Origin of the sequence: Bermanella marisrubri (assembly GCF_012295615.1) — a bacterium.
Classification (GTDB): domain Bacteria; phylum Pseudomonadota; class Gammaproteobacteria; order Pseudomonadales; family Oceanobacteraceae; genus Bermanella; species Bermanella marisrubri.
In genome coordinates, this window is sequence record NZ_CP051183.1 from 920,532 (window position 1) to 933,164 (window position 12,633).

General features: G+C 43.4%; 13 protein-coding genes and 1 riboswitch. Of the genes, 10 read left to right on the forward strand and 3 right to left on the reverse strand.

The window, feature by feature from the left end; genetic code table 11:
• Positions 1-2: 2 nt before the first annotated feature.
• From rplS to HF888_RS04230, 8 genes are all read left to right on the forward strand, one after another.
• Positions 3-365, forward strand: coding sequence for a 50S ribosomal protein L19 (gene rplS / locus HF888_RS04195; protein WP_007016751.1), 363 nt, complete (start codon positions 3-5; stop codon positions 363-365).
• A gap of 223 nt (positions 366-588) precedes the next feature.
• Positions 589-1,017: a 50S ribosomal protein L13 gene (rplM, locus tag HF888_RS04200; protein WP_168367038.1), complete on the forward strand. Its 429-nt coding sequence runs from the start codon at positions 589-591 to the stop codon at positions 1,015-1,017.
• Between the two features lie 11 nt (positions 1,018-1,028).
• Entirely contained in the window at positions 1,029-1,421 is a 393-nt protein-coding gene (gene rpsI / locus HF888_RS04205; RefSeq protein WP_168367039.1) for a 30S ribosomal protein S9, read from the forward strand.
• Positions 1,422-1,723: 302 nt separating this feature from the next.
• Entirely contained in the window at positions 1,724-2,320 is a 597-nt protein-coding gene (gene petA / locus HF888_RS04210) for a ubiquinol-cytochrome c reductase iron-sulfur subunit (protein WP_007019126.1), read from the forward strand.
• Positions 2,320-3,561: a cytochrome b gene (locus HF888_RS04215; protein ID WP_168367040.1), complete on the forward strand. Its 1,242-nt coding sequence runs from the start codon at positions 2,320-2,322 to the stop codon at positions 3,559-3,561. The genes petA and HF888_RS04215 overlap by 1 nt, the downstream gene beginning before the upstream one ends.
• Positions 3,561-4,319, forward strand: coding sequence for a cytochrome c1 (locus HF888_RS04220; RefSeq protein WP_168367041.1), 759 nt, complete (start codon positions 3,561-3,563; stop codon positions 4,317-4,319). Before HF888_RS04215 ends, HF888_RS04220 begins: the two co-directional genes overlap by 1 nt.
• 520 nt (positions 4,320-4,839) lie before the next feature.
• On the forward strand, positions 4,840-5,469 hold the full coding sequence (sspA, locus tag HF888_RS04225) for a stringent starvation protein SspA (RefSeq protein WP_007019094.1): 630 nt from the start codon (positions 4,840-4,842) through the stop codon (positions 5,467-5,469).
• A complete protein-coding gene (locus HF888_RS04230) occupies positions 5,466-5,876 on the forward strand; it encodes a ClpXP protease specificity-enhancing factor (RefSeq protein WP_007019095.1) in 411 nt (136 codons plus the stop codon). Before sspA ends, HF888_RS04230 begins: the two co-directional genes overlap by 4 nt.
• 117 nt (positions 5,877-5,993) lie before the next feature.
• Here the strand turns inward: HF888_RS04230 and HF888_RS04235 are convergent, their stop codons facing one another.
• Positions 5,994-6,869: a LysR substrate-binding domain-containing protein gene (locus HF888_RS04235; RefSeq protein ID WP_007019096.1), complete on the reverse strand. Its 876-nt coding sequence runs from the start codon at positions 6,867-6,869 to the stop codon at positions 5,994-5,996.
• A gap of 151 nt (positions 6,870-7,020) precedes the next feature.
• Here HF888_RS04235 and HF888_RS04240 point away from each other — a divergent pair, with 151 nt between their 5' ends.
• A complete protein-coding gene (locus HF888_RS04240; protein WP_007019097.1) occupies positions 7,021-8,151 on the forward strand; it encodes an S-(hydroxymethyl)glutathione dehydrogenase/class III alcohol dehydrogenase in 1,131 nt (376 codons plus the stop codon).
• Positions 8,152-8,211: 60 nt separating this feature from the next.
• A complete protein-coding gene (gene fghA, locus HF888_RS04245) occupies positions 8,212-9,054 on the forward strand; it encodes an S-formylglutathione hydrolase (protein ID WP_007019098.1) in 843 nt (280 codons plus the stop codon).
• Positions 9,055-9,111: 57 nt separating this feature from the next.
• Here the strand turns inward: fghA and HF888_RS04250 are convergent, their stop codons facing one another.
• Together HF888_RS04250 and HF888_RS04255 are read right to left on the reverse strand one after the other, a co-directional pair.
• A complete protein-coding gene (locus HF888_RS04250) occupies positions 9,112-10,293 on the reverse strand; it encodes a hypothetical protein (RefSeq protein ID WP_007019099.1) in 1,182 nt (393 codons plus the stop codon).
• 15 nt (positions 10,294-10,308) lie between these two features.
• The gene (locus HF888_RS04255) at positions 10,309-12,087 is read right to left on the reverse strand and encodes a TonB-dependent receptor (RefSeq protein WP_165837047.1); all 1,779 of its coding nucleotides are present in this window, start codon (positions 12,085-12,087) and stop codon (positions 10,309-10,311) included.
• A gap of 300 nt (positions 12,088-12,387) precedes the next feature.
• A riboswitch (cobalamin riboswitch) is annotated at positions 12,388-12,631 on the reverse strand.
• Positions 12,632-12,633 lie beyond the last annotated feature (2 nt).

The following is a 12,633-nucleotide window of genomic DNA, read 5'->3' on the forward strand; positions in this document are numbered from 1 at the left end:
TCATGAGCAGCAAAAACAAAATTATCCAGGCTATTGAGTCTGCACAGTTAAAGTCAGACGTACCAGAGTTTGGTGCTGGTGATACTGTTGTTGTACAGGTTAAAGTAAAAGAAGGTAACCGTGAGCGTCTACAGGCTTACGAAGGTGTGGTAATCGGTAAGCGTAACCGTGGCCTAAACTCTGCCTTCACTGTACGTAAGATCTCTAGCGGTGTGGGCGTGGAGCGTACTTTCCAAACTCACAGCCCAGTTGTAGACAGTATTGAAGTTAAGCGTCGCGGTGATGTTCGCAAGTCTAAACTTTACTACTTGCGTGAGCGTAGCGGTAAGTCTGCACGTATCAAAGAAAAGCTTAGCAGCAAGTAAATTTGTTGTGGAGTTCAAAAGGGACGCCAGGCGGCCCTTTTGTATTTGCTAAGCAAAGCATTCGTAGCGGTGGATTTGAGCGCAAAAAAAGCGTGAAATCCTAGTTGGGTTTCTGTATAATCCGCCGCCATCGTTTCCCCAAGACGAAGCCCTAACACTGTGTTACCCCTCTGGGTGAGCCAGTTGTTGTCGGTAACATACTGATTAGGCGGAATAGAAAATTATGAAAACTTTTACTGCAAAACCCGAAACCGTAAAACGTGAGTGGTTTGTAATCGACGCGGAAGGCGTTGCACTAGGTCGTTTAGCTACTGAAGTTGCAAGTCGTTTGCGTGGTAAGCACAAGCCAGAATACACTCCTAACGTTGACACTGGTGACTACATCGTAGTTATCAATGCTGACAAAGTAGCTGTAACTGGTAAGAAAGCACAAGACAAGATGTATTACCGTCACACAGGCTACCCAGGTGGCTTGCGTGAAATTAACTTCAACGACCTTCAGACTCGTAAGCCTGGACGTGTTGTTGAGTTAGCTGTTAAAGGCATGCTTCCTCGAAACCCTCTTGGTCGTGCAATGTACGGTAAGTTGAAAGTGTATGCCGGTTCTGAGCATCCACACACTGCACAGCAACCACAAGAGCTTAAGATTTAAGGGGAGTCATCATGGCAGCAAATCAATATTACGGAACTGGCCGTCGTAAGTCTTCCAGCGCACGTGTTTTCTTGCGTCCTGGTTCTGGTCAAATCGTTATTAACAAGCGTTCTTTGGATGAGTATTTTGGTCGTGAAACGTCTCGCATGGTTGTTCGTCAGCCATTAGAGTTGACTGAGAGCACTGAAAAGTTCGACCTATTCATCACTGTTCAAGGTGGTGGTGCATCTGGTCAGGCGGGCGCTATCCGTCACGGTATCACTCGTGCTCTTATGGAGTATGACGAAACTTTGCGTGCACCTCTTCGTGCTGCGGGTTACGTAACTCGTGATGATCGTGAAGTTGAGCGTAAGAAAGTGGGTCTTCGTAAAGCACGTAAGAAGCCGCAATTCAGCAAGCGTTAATATTTTTCGCTTCAAGCTCAGCTTGTCAAAAAACGCTCAGATTTTTATCTGGGCGTTTTTTTTGTCTAAAAACAAGGGTTTATACTGATAAAAGCCCTGAGAAATTGATCTGGCGCCTTGTATAGCTAGCCACATTTCATTACTATCTGTGCCGATTTTTTCCTCTGCTCGTCCAAATGTGCTTTAGTTACAGGATGGCCAGTAAACGAGCCCTTATTAAGATTACTGTGTGGTGGCAAGTAATCAGTTTTTATAAGGCTACGTAACGAATTGAAGATGAAAGTTGATGGGAGAATGCCTGAATGAGCAATGATGGCGTAAATGTAGGTCGGCGCCGCTTCCTCATCGCAACCACAGCAGTGGGTGGCGGTGTTGGTGCGGTTGGCGTGGCCGTGCCTTTTGTTAAGTCTTGGAATCCAAGCGAAAAGGCAAAAGCAGCGGGTGCACCAGCAAAAGCAGATATTAGTAAGCTTGAGCCTGGCGCAATGATGACGGTTGAATGGCGTGGTAAGCCGGTTTATGTGGTACGTCGTACCGAAGAAACCGTCGGCTTGCTAGATTCATTGAATGATCTTCTAAAAGATCCAATGAATAACGATAAAGATCAGCAACCAAACTATGCGGATAACGTATACCGTGCCCGTACCGAAGAGATTGCGGTTATCGAAGGTGTTTGTACTCACTTAGGTTGTGCGCCTCAGTTCGTTCCAGAAGTTGAACCACAGCCGTTTGACGAAAACTGGAAAGGTGGCTTCTTCTGCCCATGTCACGGTTCACGCTTTGATTTGGCGGGTCGTGTATTCCAAGGCTCTCCAGCAGCGAAGAACCTAGCAGTACCGCCATACTCCTTCGAAGATGAAAACACCCTAATTGTAGGTGTGGATGAGGAGAATTCGTAATGAGTAAATTCCAAGCCTTCATGGGGTGGATTGACGATCGTCTTCCTGTCACTGCCACCTTTGAAAAGCATATGTCTAAGTACTATGCTCCAAAAAACTTTAACTTCTGGTACTTCTTCGGCGTATTCTCCATGCTGATGCTGGCCAACCAGATTTTGACCGGTGTATGGCTGACCATGTCTTACACGCCTTCAGCAGAAGCGGCATTTGCCTCTGTTGAATATATTATGCGTGATGTTGAGTTCGGTTGGTTGATTCGCTATATGCATTCTACCGGTGCTTCTTTCTTCTTCATAGCTGTTTACCTGCACATGTTCCGTGGTCTTATGTACGGTTCATACCAGAAGCCTCGTGAGCTAATCTGGATCTTTGGTATGCTGATCTACCTAATGCTAATGGCCGAAGCCTTTATGGGTTATGTATTGCCTTGGGGTCAGATGTCTTACTGGGGTGCTCAGGTAATCATTTCTTTGTTTGGCGCTATCCCTGTAATTGGCCCTGATCTAGTTCAGTGGATTCGTGGTGACTTCCTGATTTCTGGTGCAACTCTTAACCGTTTCTTTGCGCTACACGTAATTGCATTGCCTTTGGTGATTGTTGCCTTGGTTGTATTGCATATTCTTGCTCTACACGAGGTGGGTTCTAATAATCCAGACGGTATCGATATCAAGAAGCACAAAGATGAAAAGGGTCGTCCTTTAGACGGCGTTCCTTTCCACCCTTATTACACAGTTCACGACTTAGTGGGTATCGTAGTATTCCTATTCGTATTTTGTGCAGTGATGTTCTTTATGCCAACCGGCGGCGGTTTCTTCCTTGAGCCACCTAACTTCGAAGAAGCGAATGGCTTGAAGACCCCTGCACACATTGCCCCTGTATGGTACTTCGGTGCGTTCTATACGGTATTGCGTGCTTGGACCATTGATTTAGGACCAATTAGCTCTCAGCTTGGCGGTGTTATCTTAATGGGTGGTGCGATCGCAATCTTGTTCGTATTGCCTTGGTTAGACCGTAGCCCAGTGCGCTCATGGCGCTACAAAGGTTACATCTCTCGCATTAACTTGGTGCTTTTCGGTATCGTTTTCGCGCTACTGACTTGGTTAGGCACGCAGCCAGCGACAGGCTTGTACCAAATTCTTGGTCAAGTAAGTACATTCTTGTACTTCGCATGGTTCATAACCTTGCCATTCATCTCAGCGAAAGAGAAAACCAAACCAGTTCCAGAGAGGGTAACAGGCTAATGAAACAGTTAATTGCAATCATATTTGCCATTCTGCCAGCCTTTGCCTTTGCTGCAGGCGGTGGAAACGTGAAACTGGATGACATGCCAGTGGATCTTGAAGACAAAGCATCTCTTCAGCGTGGTGCCCAGTTGTTCACAAACTATTGTATGGGTTGTCACAGCACTAAGTTTGCGCGTTACAACCGTGTAGCACGTGATCTAGGCATTCCAGAAGATGTGATGATGGACAACTTGGTTTTCCGTGACGTAAAAATTGGTAGTTTGATGAAAATCGCTATGCGTCCAGAAGACTCAAAAAAATGGTTTGGTGCAACGCCTCCAGACCTAACGCTAGTTGCTCGTGTTCGTGGTGCAGATTGGCTATACACGTATCTAAAAAGCTTCTATGAAGACGATACTCGTCCATACGGCGTCAACAACGCGGTATTTAAAGACGTAGGTATGCCTCATGTACTTGAAGACCTTCAAGGTCGTCAGGTTAAAGGTACGGCGCCTGTAGTCGTTGGCTTTGATCCATTAACCGGTCAAGAGCTATACGAAGAGAAAGAAGGCGTGCTTTATCTAGAGGAAGAAGGTCAGCTAAACCCAGAAGAATTCGACGATGCAGTAAAAGATCTAACGAATTTCTTAGTCTATATGGGTGAGCCATCGGCTCTAGAGCGTCAACGCATCGGTTTCTGGGTGTTGTTGTTCTTGGCGATCTTGTTTGTTCCGGTGTATTACTTGAACCGTGAATACTGGCGCGACATCCACTAGAAGCTAATTGCGTCGCAATAGCTTCGTTATAAAAAAGGGCGATTGGAGTCATTTAGTGTATCTAAACTCCTCTAATCGCCCTTTTTTTAATGTCTCGCTCTTACTTCCTCATTGACGCTTCTAGTCAGTAATTAGATTGGAGTCGTTTGTTGGCCTTTTTTGCGCCTTGTTTACATAATTTCACTAATGCTCTTAGATCTAAATTGGAATGGTTTTTCAATTCGTTTCATCTAGACCTCTCAAATAATCCTTTTTAATACCCCCCCTAACTTCCACATTGATACCTCTGGTGTGAATATAGATGCTAAGTTTTGATTCAGCGTTCAATAATCCCGTGATATGGCGGCGTTGATCTAATGCCCAAAGAGCGTGCTTTTTTCTAGGCAGGGTTAGTAGTGTTTTTTGTTGGCGAATTGGTCCATTTTTATATAGAATCGCGCATATAAATCCCACAAGACTCGGTAGTTGATGTATAATCGGCGGCCGAGTTTTTTATTTGTTTAAGGTGAGGAAAACCTCTATGGGTGTTGTAGCCAAGCGCTCTTCCATGACCTTCTTTTCAGATGGTGAAGATCAATATTGCCACCGAGTACGCATTGTTCTTGCTGAGAAAGGCGTAACGGTCGAAATTCACGATGTGGATCCTGCAAATCCACCTGAAGACCTAGCTCAGTTAAACCCTTATAACGCTGTACCAACCTTGTTGGATCGTGATTTGGTTTTATATGAGCCAAACATCATGATGGAATATCTAGACGAGCGTTTCCCGCATCCGCCATTGCTACCTGTTTATCCAGTTGCCCGTGCTGAAAGCCGTCTATGGTTGTACCGTATCCAGCGTGATTGGTGTTCATTGGCCGATATTATTCTTGAAAACAAAGACGCTGATGCGGTAACGAAAGCCCGTAAAGAGCTTCGTGAGAGTCTTATCAGTACGTCACCTTTGTTCGCTGAGAAGCCTTACTTCATGAGCGACGAATACAGTATTGTAGACTGTGTAACAGCACCATTGTTGTGGCGTTTACCTGTAATGGGGATTGAGTTACCGGAAAAGCAAACTAAAGACTTACAAGAATACATGGAGCGCTTATTTGCGCGCGAAGCTTTCCAAGCTAGCCTATCTGAGGCTGAACAGGAAATGCGCGAATGACACCTTCTCGCCCATATTTAATGCGCGGACTGTATGAGTGGGTTTTGGATAATGAATCCACTCCCTATGTTTTAGTTGATGCCAATATTGTTGGTGTTCAAGTGCCCATGGAATATGTCAACGATGGGCAAATCGTATTAAATGTGAGCCCCAATGCGGTTCGAGACTTACTGATCAGCAACGATGCATTAAGCTTTAATGCACGTTTTGCTGGTGTAACGCAAAATATCTATGTACCGATAGTGGCGGTCATGGCTATTTATGCGAAAGAAACTGGTGAAGGTATGGTGTTTGGAAATGAAGCCGGAGCGCCAGATCCAAACGATCCACCACCTGCGCCGCAGCCACCAAAAGAAGAGAAGTCTGAAAAACCTTCAGGAAGGCCTTCATTGAAAGTGGTAAAGTAAGCCTGTTCTAATTGAACGAAACCCGCGAAAGCGGGTTTTGTTGTTTTTGAAGCAAGTGTTAATTTAGAAGCGTTATACTCAATAGTCAGATATGCCATTTAAGTGGTTTCGGCCAATCTAATTTTTATCTAATCCTTGAGCTAAAAAGTTTACCAGCTGCCTTACTTTCGGTGATAAGTGACGATTGTGTGGGTAAACTGCCCATATCGTTTCCGGTTCTTCCCGATATTTAGATAATACCTCCACTAAATGCCCTTTCTCTATGTGATCGTCGACGTAATAATTGGGTAGCTGTATTAATCCTAAGTTTTTCAATGCGGCATCGACTAATGCATATCCGCTGTTACAACTTAAAGTGCCTATGACTTTGGTTGCCACTTGCTTCCCCTTGTGTTCGAATCGCCAATACTGGTGTTGACCCACAAGGCAATTGTGATCGACTAGCTCTGGTAATGAGTGTGGGGCGCCATAATCTTTTAGGTAGCTTGGAGACGCGCATACGCGATAGCGGCGCTGGCTTAAGGGTTTTGCTATTAGTGTTGAGTCCTTGAGCTTGCCAAGCCGAATGGCTAAGTCGTAACCACCGTCTATTAAATCCAGTTGTTGATTACTTAAGTTTGCGGTTACCTCAATAGCTGGGTGTATTCGCATGAATTCGTGAACTAAGGGCTGAATAAAAGTCTCACCGTACATAACAGGGGCGGTCAACTTTATAGTGCCTTGAGGTTTATTTTGAAGATTTCCTAGCGCACGTTCAGCCTCTTCCAATTCATTTAAAACCTGTTTGCACCTCTGATAATAAATCTCACCTTCCGCGGTTAACGTCACTTTGCGTGTGGTTCGATATAGTAGCTTGGTTTTAAGCCGTTTTTCTAAAAGTGAAATTAGGCGGCTTACTTGAGCAACACTGATGTTTAGATTTTGAGAGGCCTTTGTAAAACTGCCGAGTTCTGCCACTAATGTGAATTCAACCACGCCTTCCCAAATACGCATATTATTACCATTATGTAAAAGTATTTTACTTTATATGTTGATTATCATTGTATGAGAAGCAATTAAAATGATAAATAGCCATTAGGCACACTTTGTTGTCTAAACTGTACTTAACGTAATTGATTGCCATCGATCAGACTTAGGAGCTTTTATGTCAGATACTTTTATTAAATCAAAAGCGGCCATTGCTTGGGGTCCTGGCCAGCCTCTCAGTGTTGAAGAAGTTGATGTCATGATGCCGCGCAAAGGTGAAGTCTTGGTCAAGATCATTGCGACAGGCGTATGCCATACTGACGCATTTACTTTGTCAGGAGAGGATCCTGAGGGCAATTTCCCCGCGATATTGGGACATGAAGGTGGCGGCATTGTTGAAGCTGTGGGGGAGGGTGTTACCAGTGTGGCCGTGGGAGACCACGTTATTCCGCTTTATACGCCAGAATGTGGAGAATGTAAGTTTTGTACTTCGGGTAAGACAAACCTATGTCAAAAGATTCGTGAAACCCAGGGCAAGGGGTTAATGCCAGATGGCACGTCTCGTTTTTACAAAGATGGCAAGCCTATTTACCACTATATGGGGACATCCACGTTTTCTGAGTACACAGTTCTACCCGATATTTCTTTGGCTAAAGTGAATAAGAGCGCTCCCTTGGAAGAGGTCTGCTTACTTGGATGTGGTGTGACGACCGGGATGGGCGCTGTTATGAACACAGCAAAGGTTCAGGCAGGCGATAGCGTAGCCATCTTTGGTTTAGGTGGTATTGGTTTATCCGCGATTATTGGGGCGACGATGGCTGGTGCGTCTCGAATTATTGGTATCGATATCAATGAGAGTAAATTTGAGCTTGCTAAGCAGCTGGGTGCAACTGATTGCATTAACCCAAACGATTATGACAAGCCCATTCAAGAAGTGATCGTCGAATTAACAGATGGCGGCGTGGACTTCTCATTCGAGTGTATTGGTAACGTTGATGTTATGCGTTCTGCTCTAGAGTGTTGTCATAAAGGATGGGGAGAGTCAGTAGTAATTGGTGTTGCAGGTGCTGGGCAAGAAATTTCTACCCGTCCCTTTCAGTTAGTTACCGGACGAGTTTGGCGAGGAAGTGCCTTCGGTGGTGTGAAAGGTCGGAGTGAATTGCCAGGCATAGTGGAAAAGTATCTTGCAGGTGAGTTCAAGTTGAATGATTTCATCACCCATACAATGGGGTTGGAGGATATCAATGAAGCGTTTGATTTGATGCATGAAGGCAAGAGTATTCGCTCCGTGATTCATTACAATAAATAAAGCGGTATTTTTATTTTATGTTGTGAAGTCTTTATTGTTTTTATCTGTAAAGGGAACAAGATGAGTTTGGATATTTTGAGTAGTGCTAAAGTTTTTGATGGATGGCATAAGCAATATCGTCATCAATCGACTAGCACTCGTTGTGAAATGCGTTTCGCTATTTTTTTACCGCCTCAAACCGCAACTGGTGAAAAAGTCCCCGTTTTGTATTGGCTATCCGGTTTAACCTGTACGGAAGAGAATTTTATGCAAAAAGCAGGAGCTTTTGCTGAGGCCGCTAAGCTTGGGATTGCTATTGTGGCGCCTGATACAAGTCCTCGTGGTGAGATGGTGGCTGATGATGCCGAGGGCAGTTACGATTTTGGTCTAGGTGCTGGATTTTATGTTAATGCCACGCAGGCGCCATTCGATCAGCACTATCAAATGTATGATTATGTTGTAAGTGAATTGCCAAATCTTATTGAGGAGCACTTTCCTGTTACTGATCAGCGTGCTATCAGTGGCCACTCTATGGGAGGTCATGGATCTTTAATGATCGCTTTAAGAAATAGTGAACGCTATTCATCTGCGTCTGCATTTAGTCCCATCGCAAACCCGATAAATTGCCCTTGGGGACAGAAAGCCTTTAAAGGTTATTTGGGTGATAACGAGAGTGACTGGACACAGTACGATAGTAGTGAATTGATGAAAAGGAGTGAAAACAAACAGTTACCCATGCTTGTGGATCAGGGGGATGCCGATAATTTTTTAGATGAGCAACTTCGGCCTCAGACGTTAGTGGATGCCGCTGAATTAAGCCAATATCCGCTAACTCTTCGAATGCAGCCGGGGTATGATCATAGCTATTATTTCATTAGTACATTTATCTCTGAACACCTGCGGTTTCATTCGAGATATTTCTAGTTATTAAAGATACCGCCACTAAGAAAAAGCTCTAGTGGCGGTTTGTTTAGCAATTGTTTACTTTGTTGAGCTTAGGTCAACCAATCCACTCAATGTTAAAGTGCTTGGGTCAAACCTTACCAACTCAGTGCGTAGCGTGGTATAACCTTCTTCAATGTTTAACGCGGCGTATCCAGTGTTTTGATCAATAATGCTGACATCAGTAACATGAAATAAGGCATTAGACGTATTTAGTTCAGGGAAAGAGTTACCATCGACTAGCGTAGTAACACTGTAGTTTGAGATGTTAACTACTTCTAGACCGCCTTGGTTGACACCATAATCACCTCTATTAGCGATAAAAATATTACTTCCCTGAATGTCAAGTCCGACCGGATTTCTATGGTTAAGTTTGATACCTTTTAAACCTCCAGAAGATGTTTGCGTATCTATTTCGGTAATATTATCTGGGTCCGAAATGTCGAAAACAGCGAGGTAAGCTTCTTGAGCGGTGAAGTTCACGTCTTGGCGTTGTAGCAAAACGAATAGTTCGGAGCCAATGATTTTTGCACTGACAGCATTCGGACTACTGGCACCTTCCACAATGTAGTCGGAAAGATCTATGCTATTTCCTGTAAAAAAAATTGCTGCATCGCTTGCTGTTACATCAATCTCTTCGACGGTCGTTTGTCCGTAGCGAATAAGATACGCGAATTGATTATTTCTATGTTCAATGTGATAAGTATTCGCAGAACCAGTTTCGTTATCGTTGAGAGCAGAGTAATTCCAATTCGATGTTAGTTCGTTGTCACTAAGCGAGAGACTTTCTATTGTATCGATGCTGAAACGACCAATGTGATAAAGATTTTGATTGTATGCTTTCACTGTGTAATCAGATTTAGCTTTATTTAGGAATAATGAGGTTGTACTGGGATCACTCAAGCTACCAATAGAAACTTGGCTGCTAGTGTAGTCCGCGGAAATTTGTTGAACTGCAAATCGCTCTGAGTTTGTATCATCTTTAAAGAAGGCTATTGAGCTGGGCGGTACCTCAAATTCAATAGATTGACTAATACCATTATTTAATGGCTCTAGAATTTCTATGCTTGGATCGCTCGGATCCGATATTGAGATCCATAGTTGTCCATCTGGTGACGCAACGATATCAGATATTTTTATGGCTGATTCAGGGTGTGTATCACTACTACTGCCACATGCCGTGAGCAATATTAGGCTTAACAGGATTGCTATCTTTTTCATTATCGTTCCTCTTTCTTAAAAGTAATAAGCGCTATTTATCATCCACTGCCTGCCAACGACGGGACGATTGGTATAGTCATTAAATTGATTGTTGGTTAGGTTTTGTATGGATAAGGTGAGTGTTAAAGACGAGTACTCATATTCAAGATATGCATTGACGATTTCTCTTTCATCGCCTTCCGCCAGATTACTACGATCAATGTAGAGTTTGTCTGCGTATTGGTATTCTAAGTTACCCTTCCAATGGTGGTGAGAAAAACCAAGCTGGGTTTGTATCATATTGTGATAAATGCCGGGTAGTTGCTTGTTGTTAAATGATTTCACCTGTGTACTTTGGGTTTCACTATCGTATTGGCTTGTAGAAATTTGGTAGTACCAAAACTCTTTGTCTAAGCGAACCTTAAGCTCTAGCCCGGACATGGCTGCTTTACTTGTATTTTCGTACCTTCCTACACCACGGCTGTCATAGACAGCTACAATGGCATTGTCTAAGTCACGATGAAATAAAGATCCTGCTATCGAGACTTGTTTATATTGGTAGGGAAGTTCTATGAACCATTTTCGGCCAGTTTCTGCTTTTAAGTCCTGGTTTCCGATGAGCAAACCTCGATCACCAAATCGCTCAAATAAAGAGGGTATGCGAATATTCTTTTCAAACCCAATCTTGAGTCTAAGTTCATCTAGAGATGGACTATTAGCATCAAGTTCGTAGATAAGTGCGTACTGCTCATAGACATCATCTGACTGAGTTATTCGGGTATTATTTCGCTCGCTGTTTTCTTGATTAACTTGGAAGAGACTAGCTTGAGAGGTCAAAGAGTGTGTTTTATCTTGACTAAATACGGTAACAGAGCCGTTAGTATTCAACTGATATTGCTTAGCTTTTTGGTCACAACTGCCTTGAGGAGTAGTGCAGAGAAAACTATCATCGTCTAATCGATGTTGACTACTAAACTGATCGAACTTGGTCGTTATGCTAAGAAAGCTATAGATACTTTCGCTGCTGTAATCGGGTTTCCAGCTCAATTCAAGTTGCTCTTGATCATAAACATCGTCATTACTGCTCAGACCTATGGTTCCTTCAATATCCTTGAAGTTCTCTCTTTCTTGTTTGATGGATAGATGAAAATTTTGGGAGATTTTTGGCAAATTGAAAAATGATTTTTGATTCGAAGTAATGAGTATTCCATAGGATTTTTTTTCAAGGCTCGCTGAATTTAAAGGCGTGTTTCGGAAATAATCTGGTACACCTTTTTCAGAATGTGCAGCGTTAAGCTCAACGTTGGCGAGGCTATGAACATAATGGTATTGCGCAGATGTTATGGAAAACTCAGCATTTTTGAGTGATTGTTTTTGATTTTGCGCTTGGGGATTATCAGCAGGACTGGCGATTGGTAAGCGGTAATCGTTAGCAAACTTCTGATGACTAATTGATAGTCGTTGGTTTTTACCTATTGCGTAATGCATGCCGAAACGTTGCTTGCCATAGCTACCGACCCCAATGTTTAACGAAGAGGGGGTGGTTTTCTTTGTAATAATATTAATAGTGCCGCCAATACCTTGGTTGATACCTTGACTATGACTCGATGTGTGAATTTCTATACGTTCTATAAAATCAATGGGTAGCTTGTTAACATCGTAGGTGCCCCATTGAGATGAGTTAGTTGGGATGCCATTGATAAGTAAGCGGGTCTGCTGACTTGAAGCTCCTTGTATGCTCACTAGAACTGGATCGCCGGGCACACCTGAATCTAAAACCTGTAAACTGTTCACACTTTTTAAAGCATCGGACAAAAGTGAAAATCTTTTCTCGTTGCTTAAATCAACAACAATTAGTCCAGGAGGCTGTGTTAGGTGTGTTTCAGCTGTTGAGTAAATAGGTGATAGCTTAGTTTCGGCGCCGAGTGCGTTGTTGTGAGTAATAATTACACTGATACTCACTGTGGATAGAAAGCACAGTCTTGCTGTTAAGATATTTGTAATCAATTTGAACGGGAATAGCACACTAACCTACCAAGGTTAGGCGTCATAAAGTGTCAGCCAATAAAAACGAGTTGTATCACTGTACTGTCACTTAGTCGCCCACCGCAACTTAAGCTAAAACATGATTAGGCCGGTATCCGGGCTTACAACCTGAATGTACGTTAATTCGTTTACATTCTCATCAACGCCTTCCCAAGCGATTCGCTCAGTGGCGGGATGTTGATGATAGGTTGCTTACCGTTGCGGGGGCAGCACTGGAATAGAAGAGGCGAGTCAGATCGAATCGTCGCACCAGTTTCCCGTTTAACTCAGAATAAAGACGATAATTCTGAGCACCTAAAACTGGCGACATAGTAC

Excerpts from the sequence above, each read along its gene's own strand:
- HF888_RS04240 (WP_007019097.1), top strand. The coding sequence starts at position 7,021 with ATGTCAGATACTTTTATTAAATCAAAAGCGGCCATTGCTTGGGGTCCT.
- fghA (WP_007019098.1), top strand. The coding sequence starts at position 8,212 with ATGAGTTTGGATATTTTGAGTAGTGCTAAAGTTTTTGATGGATGGCAT.
- HF888_RS04235 (WP_007019096.1), bottom strand. The coding sequence starts at position 6,869 with ATGCGTATTTGGGAAGGCGTGGTTGAATTCACATTAGTGGCAGAACTC.
- HF888_RS04220 (WP_168367041.1), top strand. The coding sequence starts at position 3,561 with ATGAAACAGTTAATTGCAATCATATTTGCCATTCTGCCAGCCTTTGCC.
- HF888_RS04215 (WP_168367040.1), top strand. The coding sequence starts at position 2,320 with ATGAGTAAATTCCAAGCCTTCATGGGGTGGATTGACGATCGTCTTCCT.
- sspA (WP_007019094.1), top strand. The coding sequence starts at position 4,840 with ATGGGTGTTGTAGCCAAGCGCTCTTCCATGACCTTCTTTTCAGATGGT.
- petA (WP_007019126.1), top strand. The coding sequence starts at position 1,724 with ATGAGCAATGATGGCGTAAATGTAGGTCGGCGCCGCTTCCTCATCGCA.
- HF888_RS04250 (WP_007019099.1), bottom strand. The coding sequence starts at position 10,293 with ATGAAAAAGATAGCAATCCTGTTAAGCCTAATATTGCTCACGGCATGT.
- HF888_RS04230 (WP_007019095.1), top strand. The coding sequence starts at position 5,466 with ATGACACCTTCTCGCCCATATTTAATGCGCGGACTGTATGAGTGGGTT.
- rpsI (WP_168367039.1), top strand. The coding sequence starts at position 1,029 with ATGGCAGCAAATCAATATTACGGAACTGGCCGTCGTAAGTCTTCCAGC.
- rplS (WP_007016751.1), top strand. The coding sequence starts at position 3 with ATGAGCAGCAAAAACAAAATTATCCAGGCTATTGAGTCTGCACAGTTA.
- rplM (WP_168367038.1), top strand. The coding sequence starts at position 589 with ATGAAAACTTTTACTGCAAAACCCGAAACCGTAAAACGTGAGTGGTTT.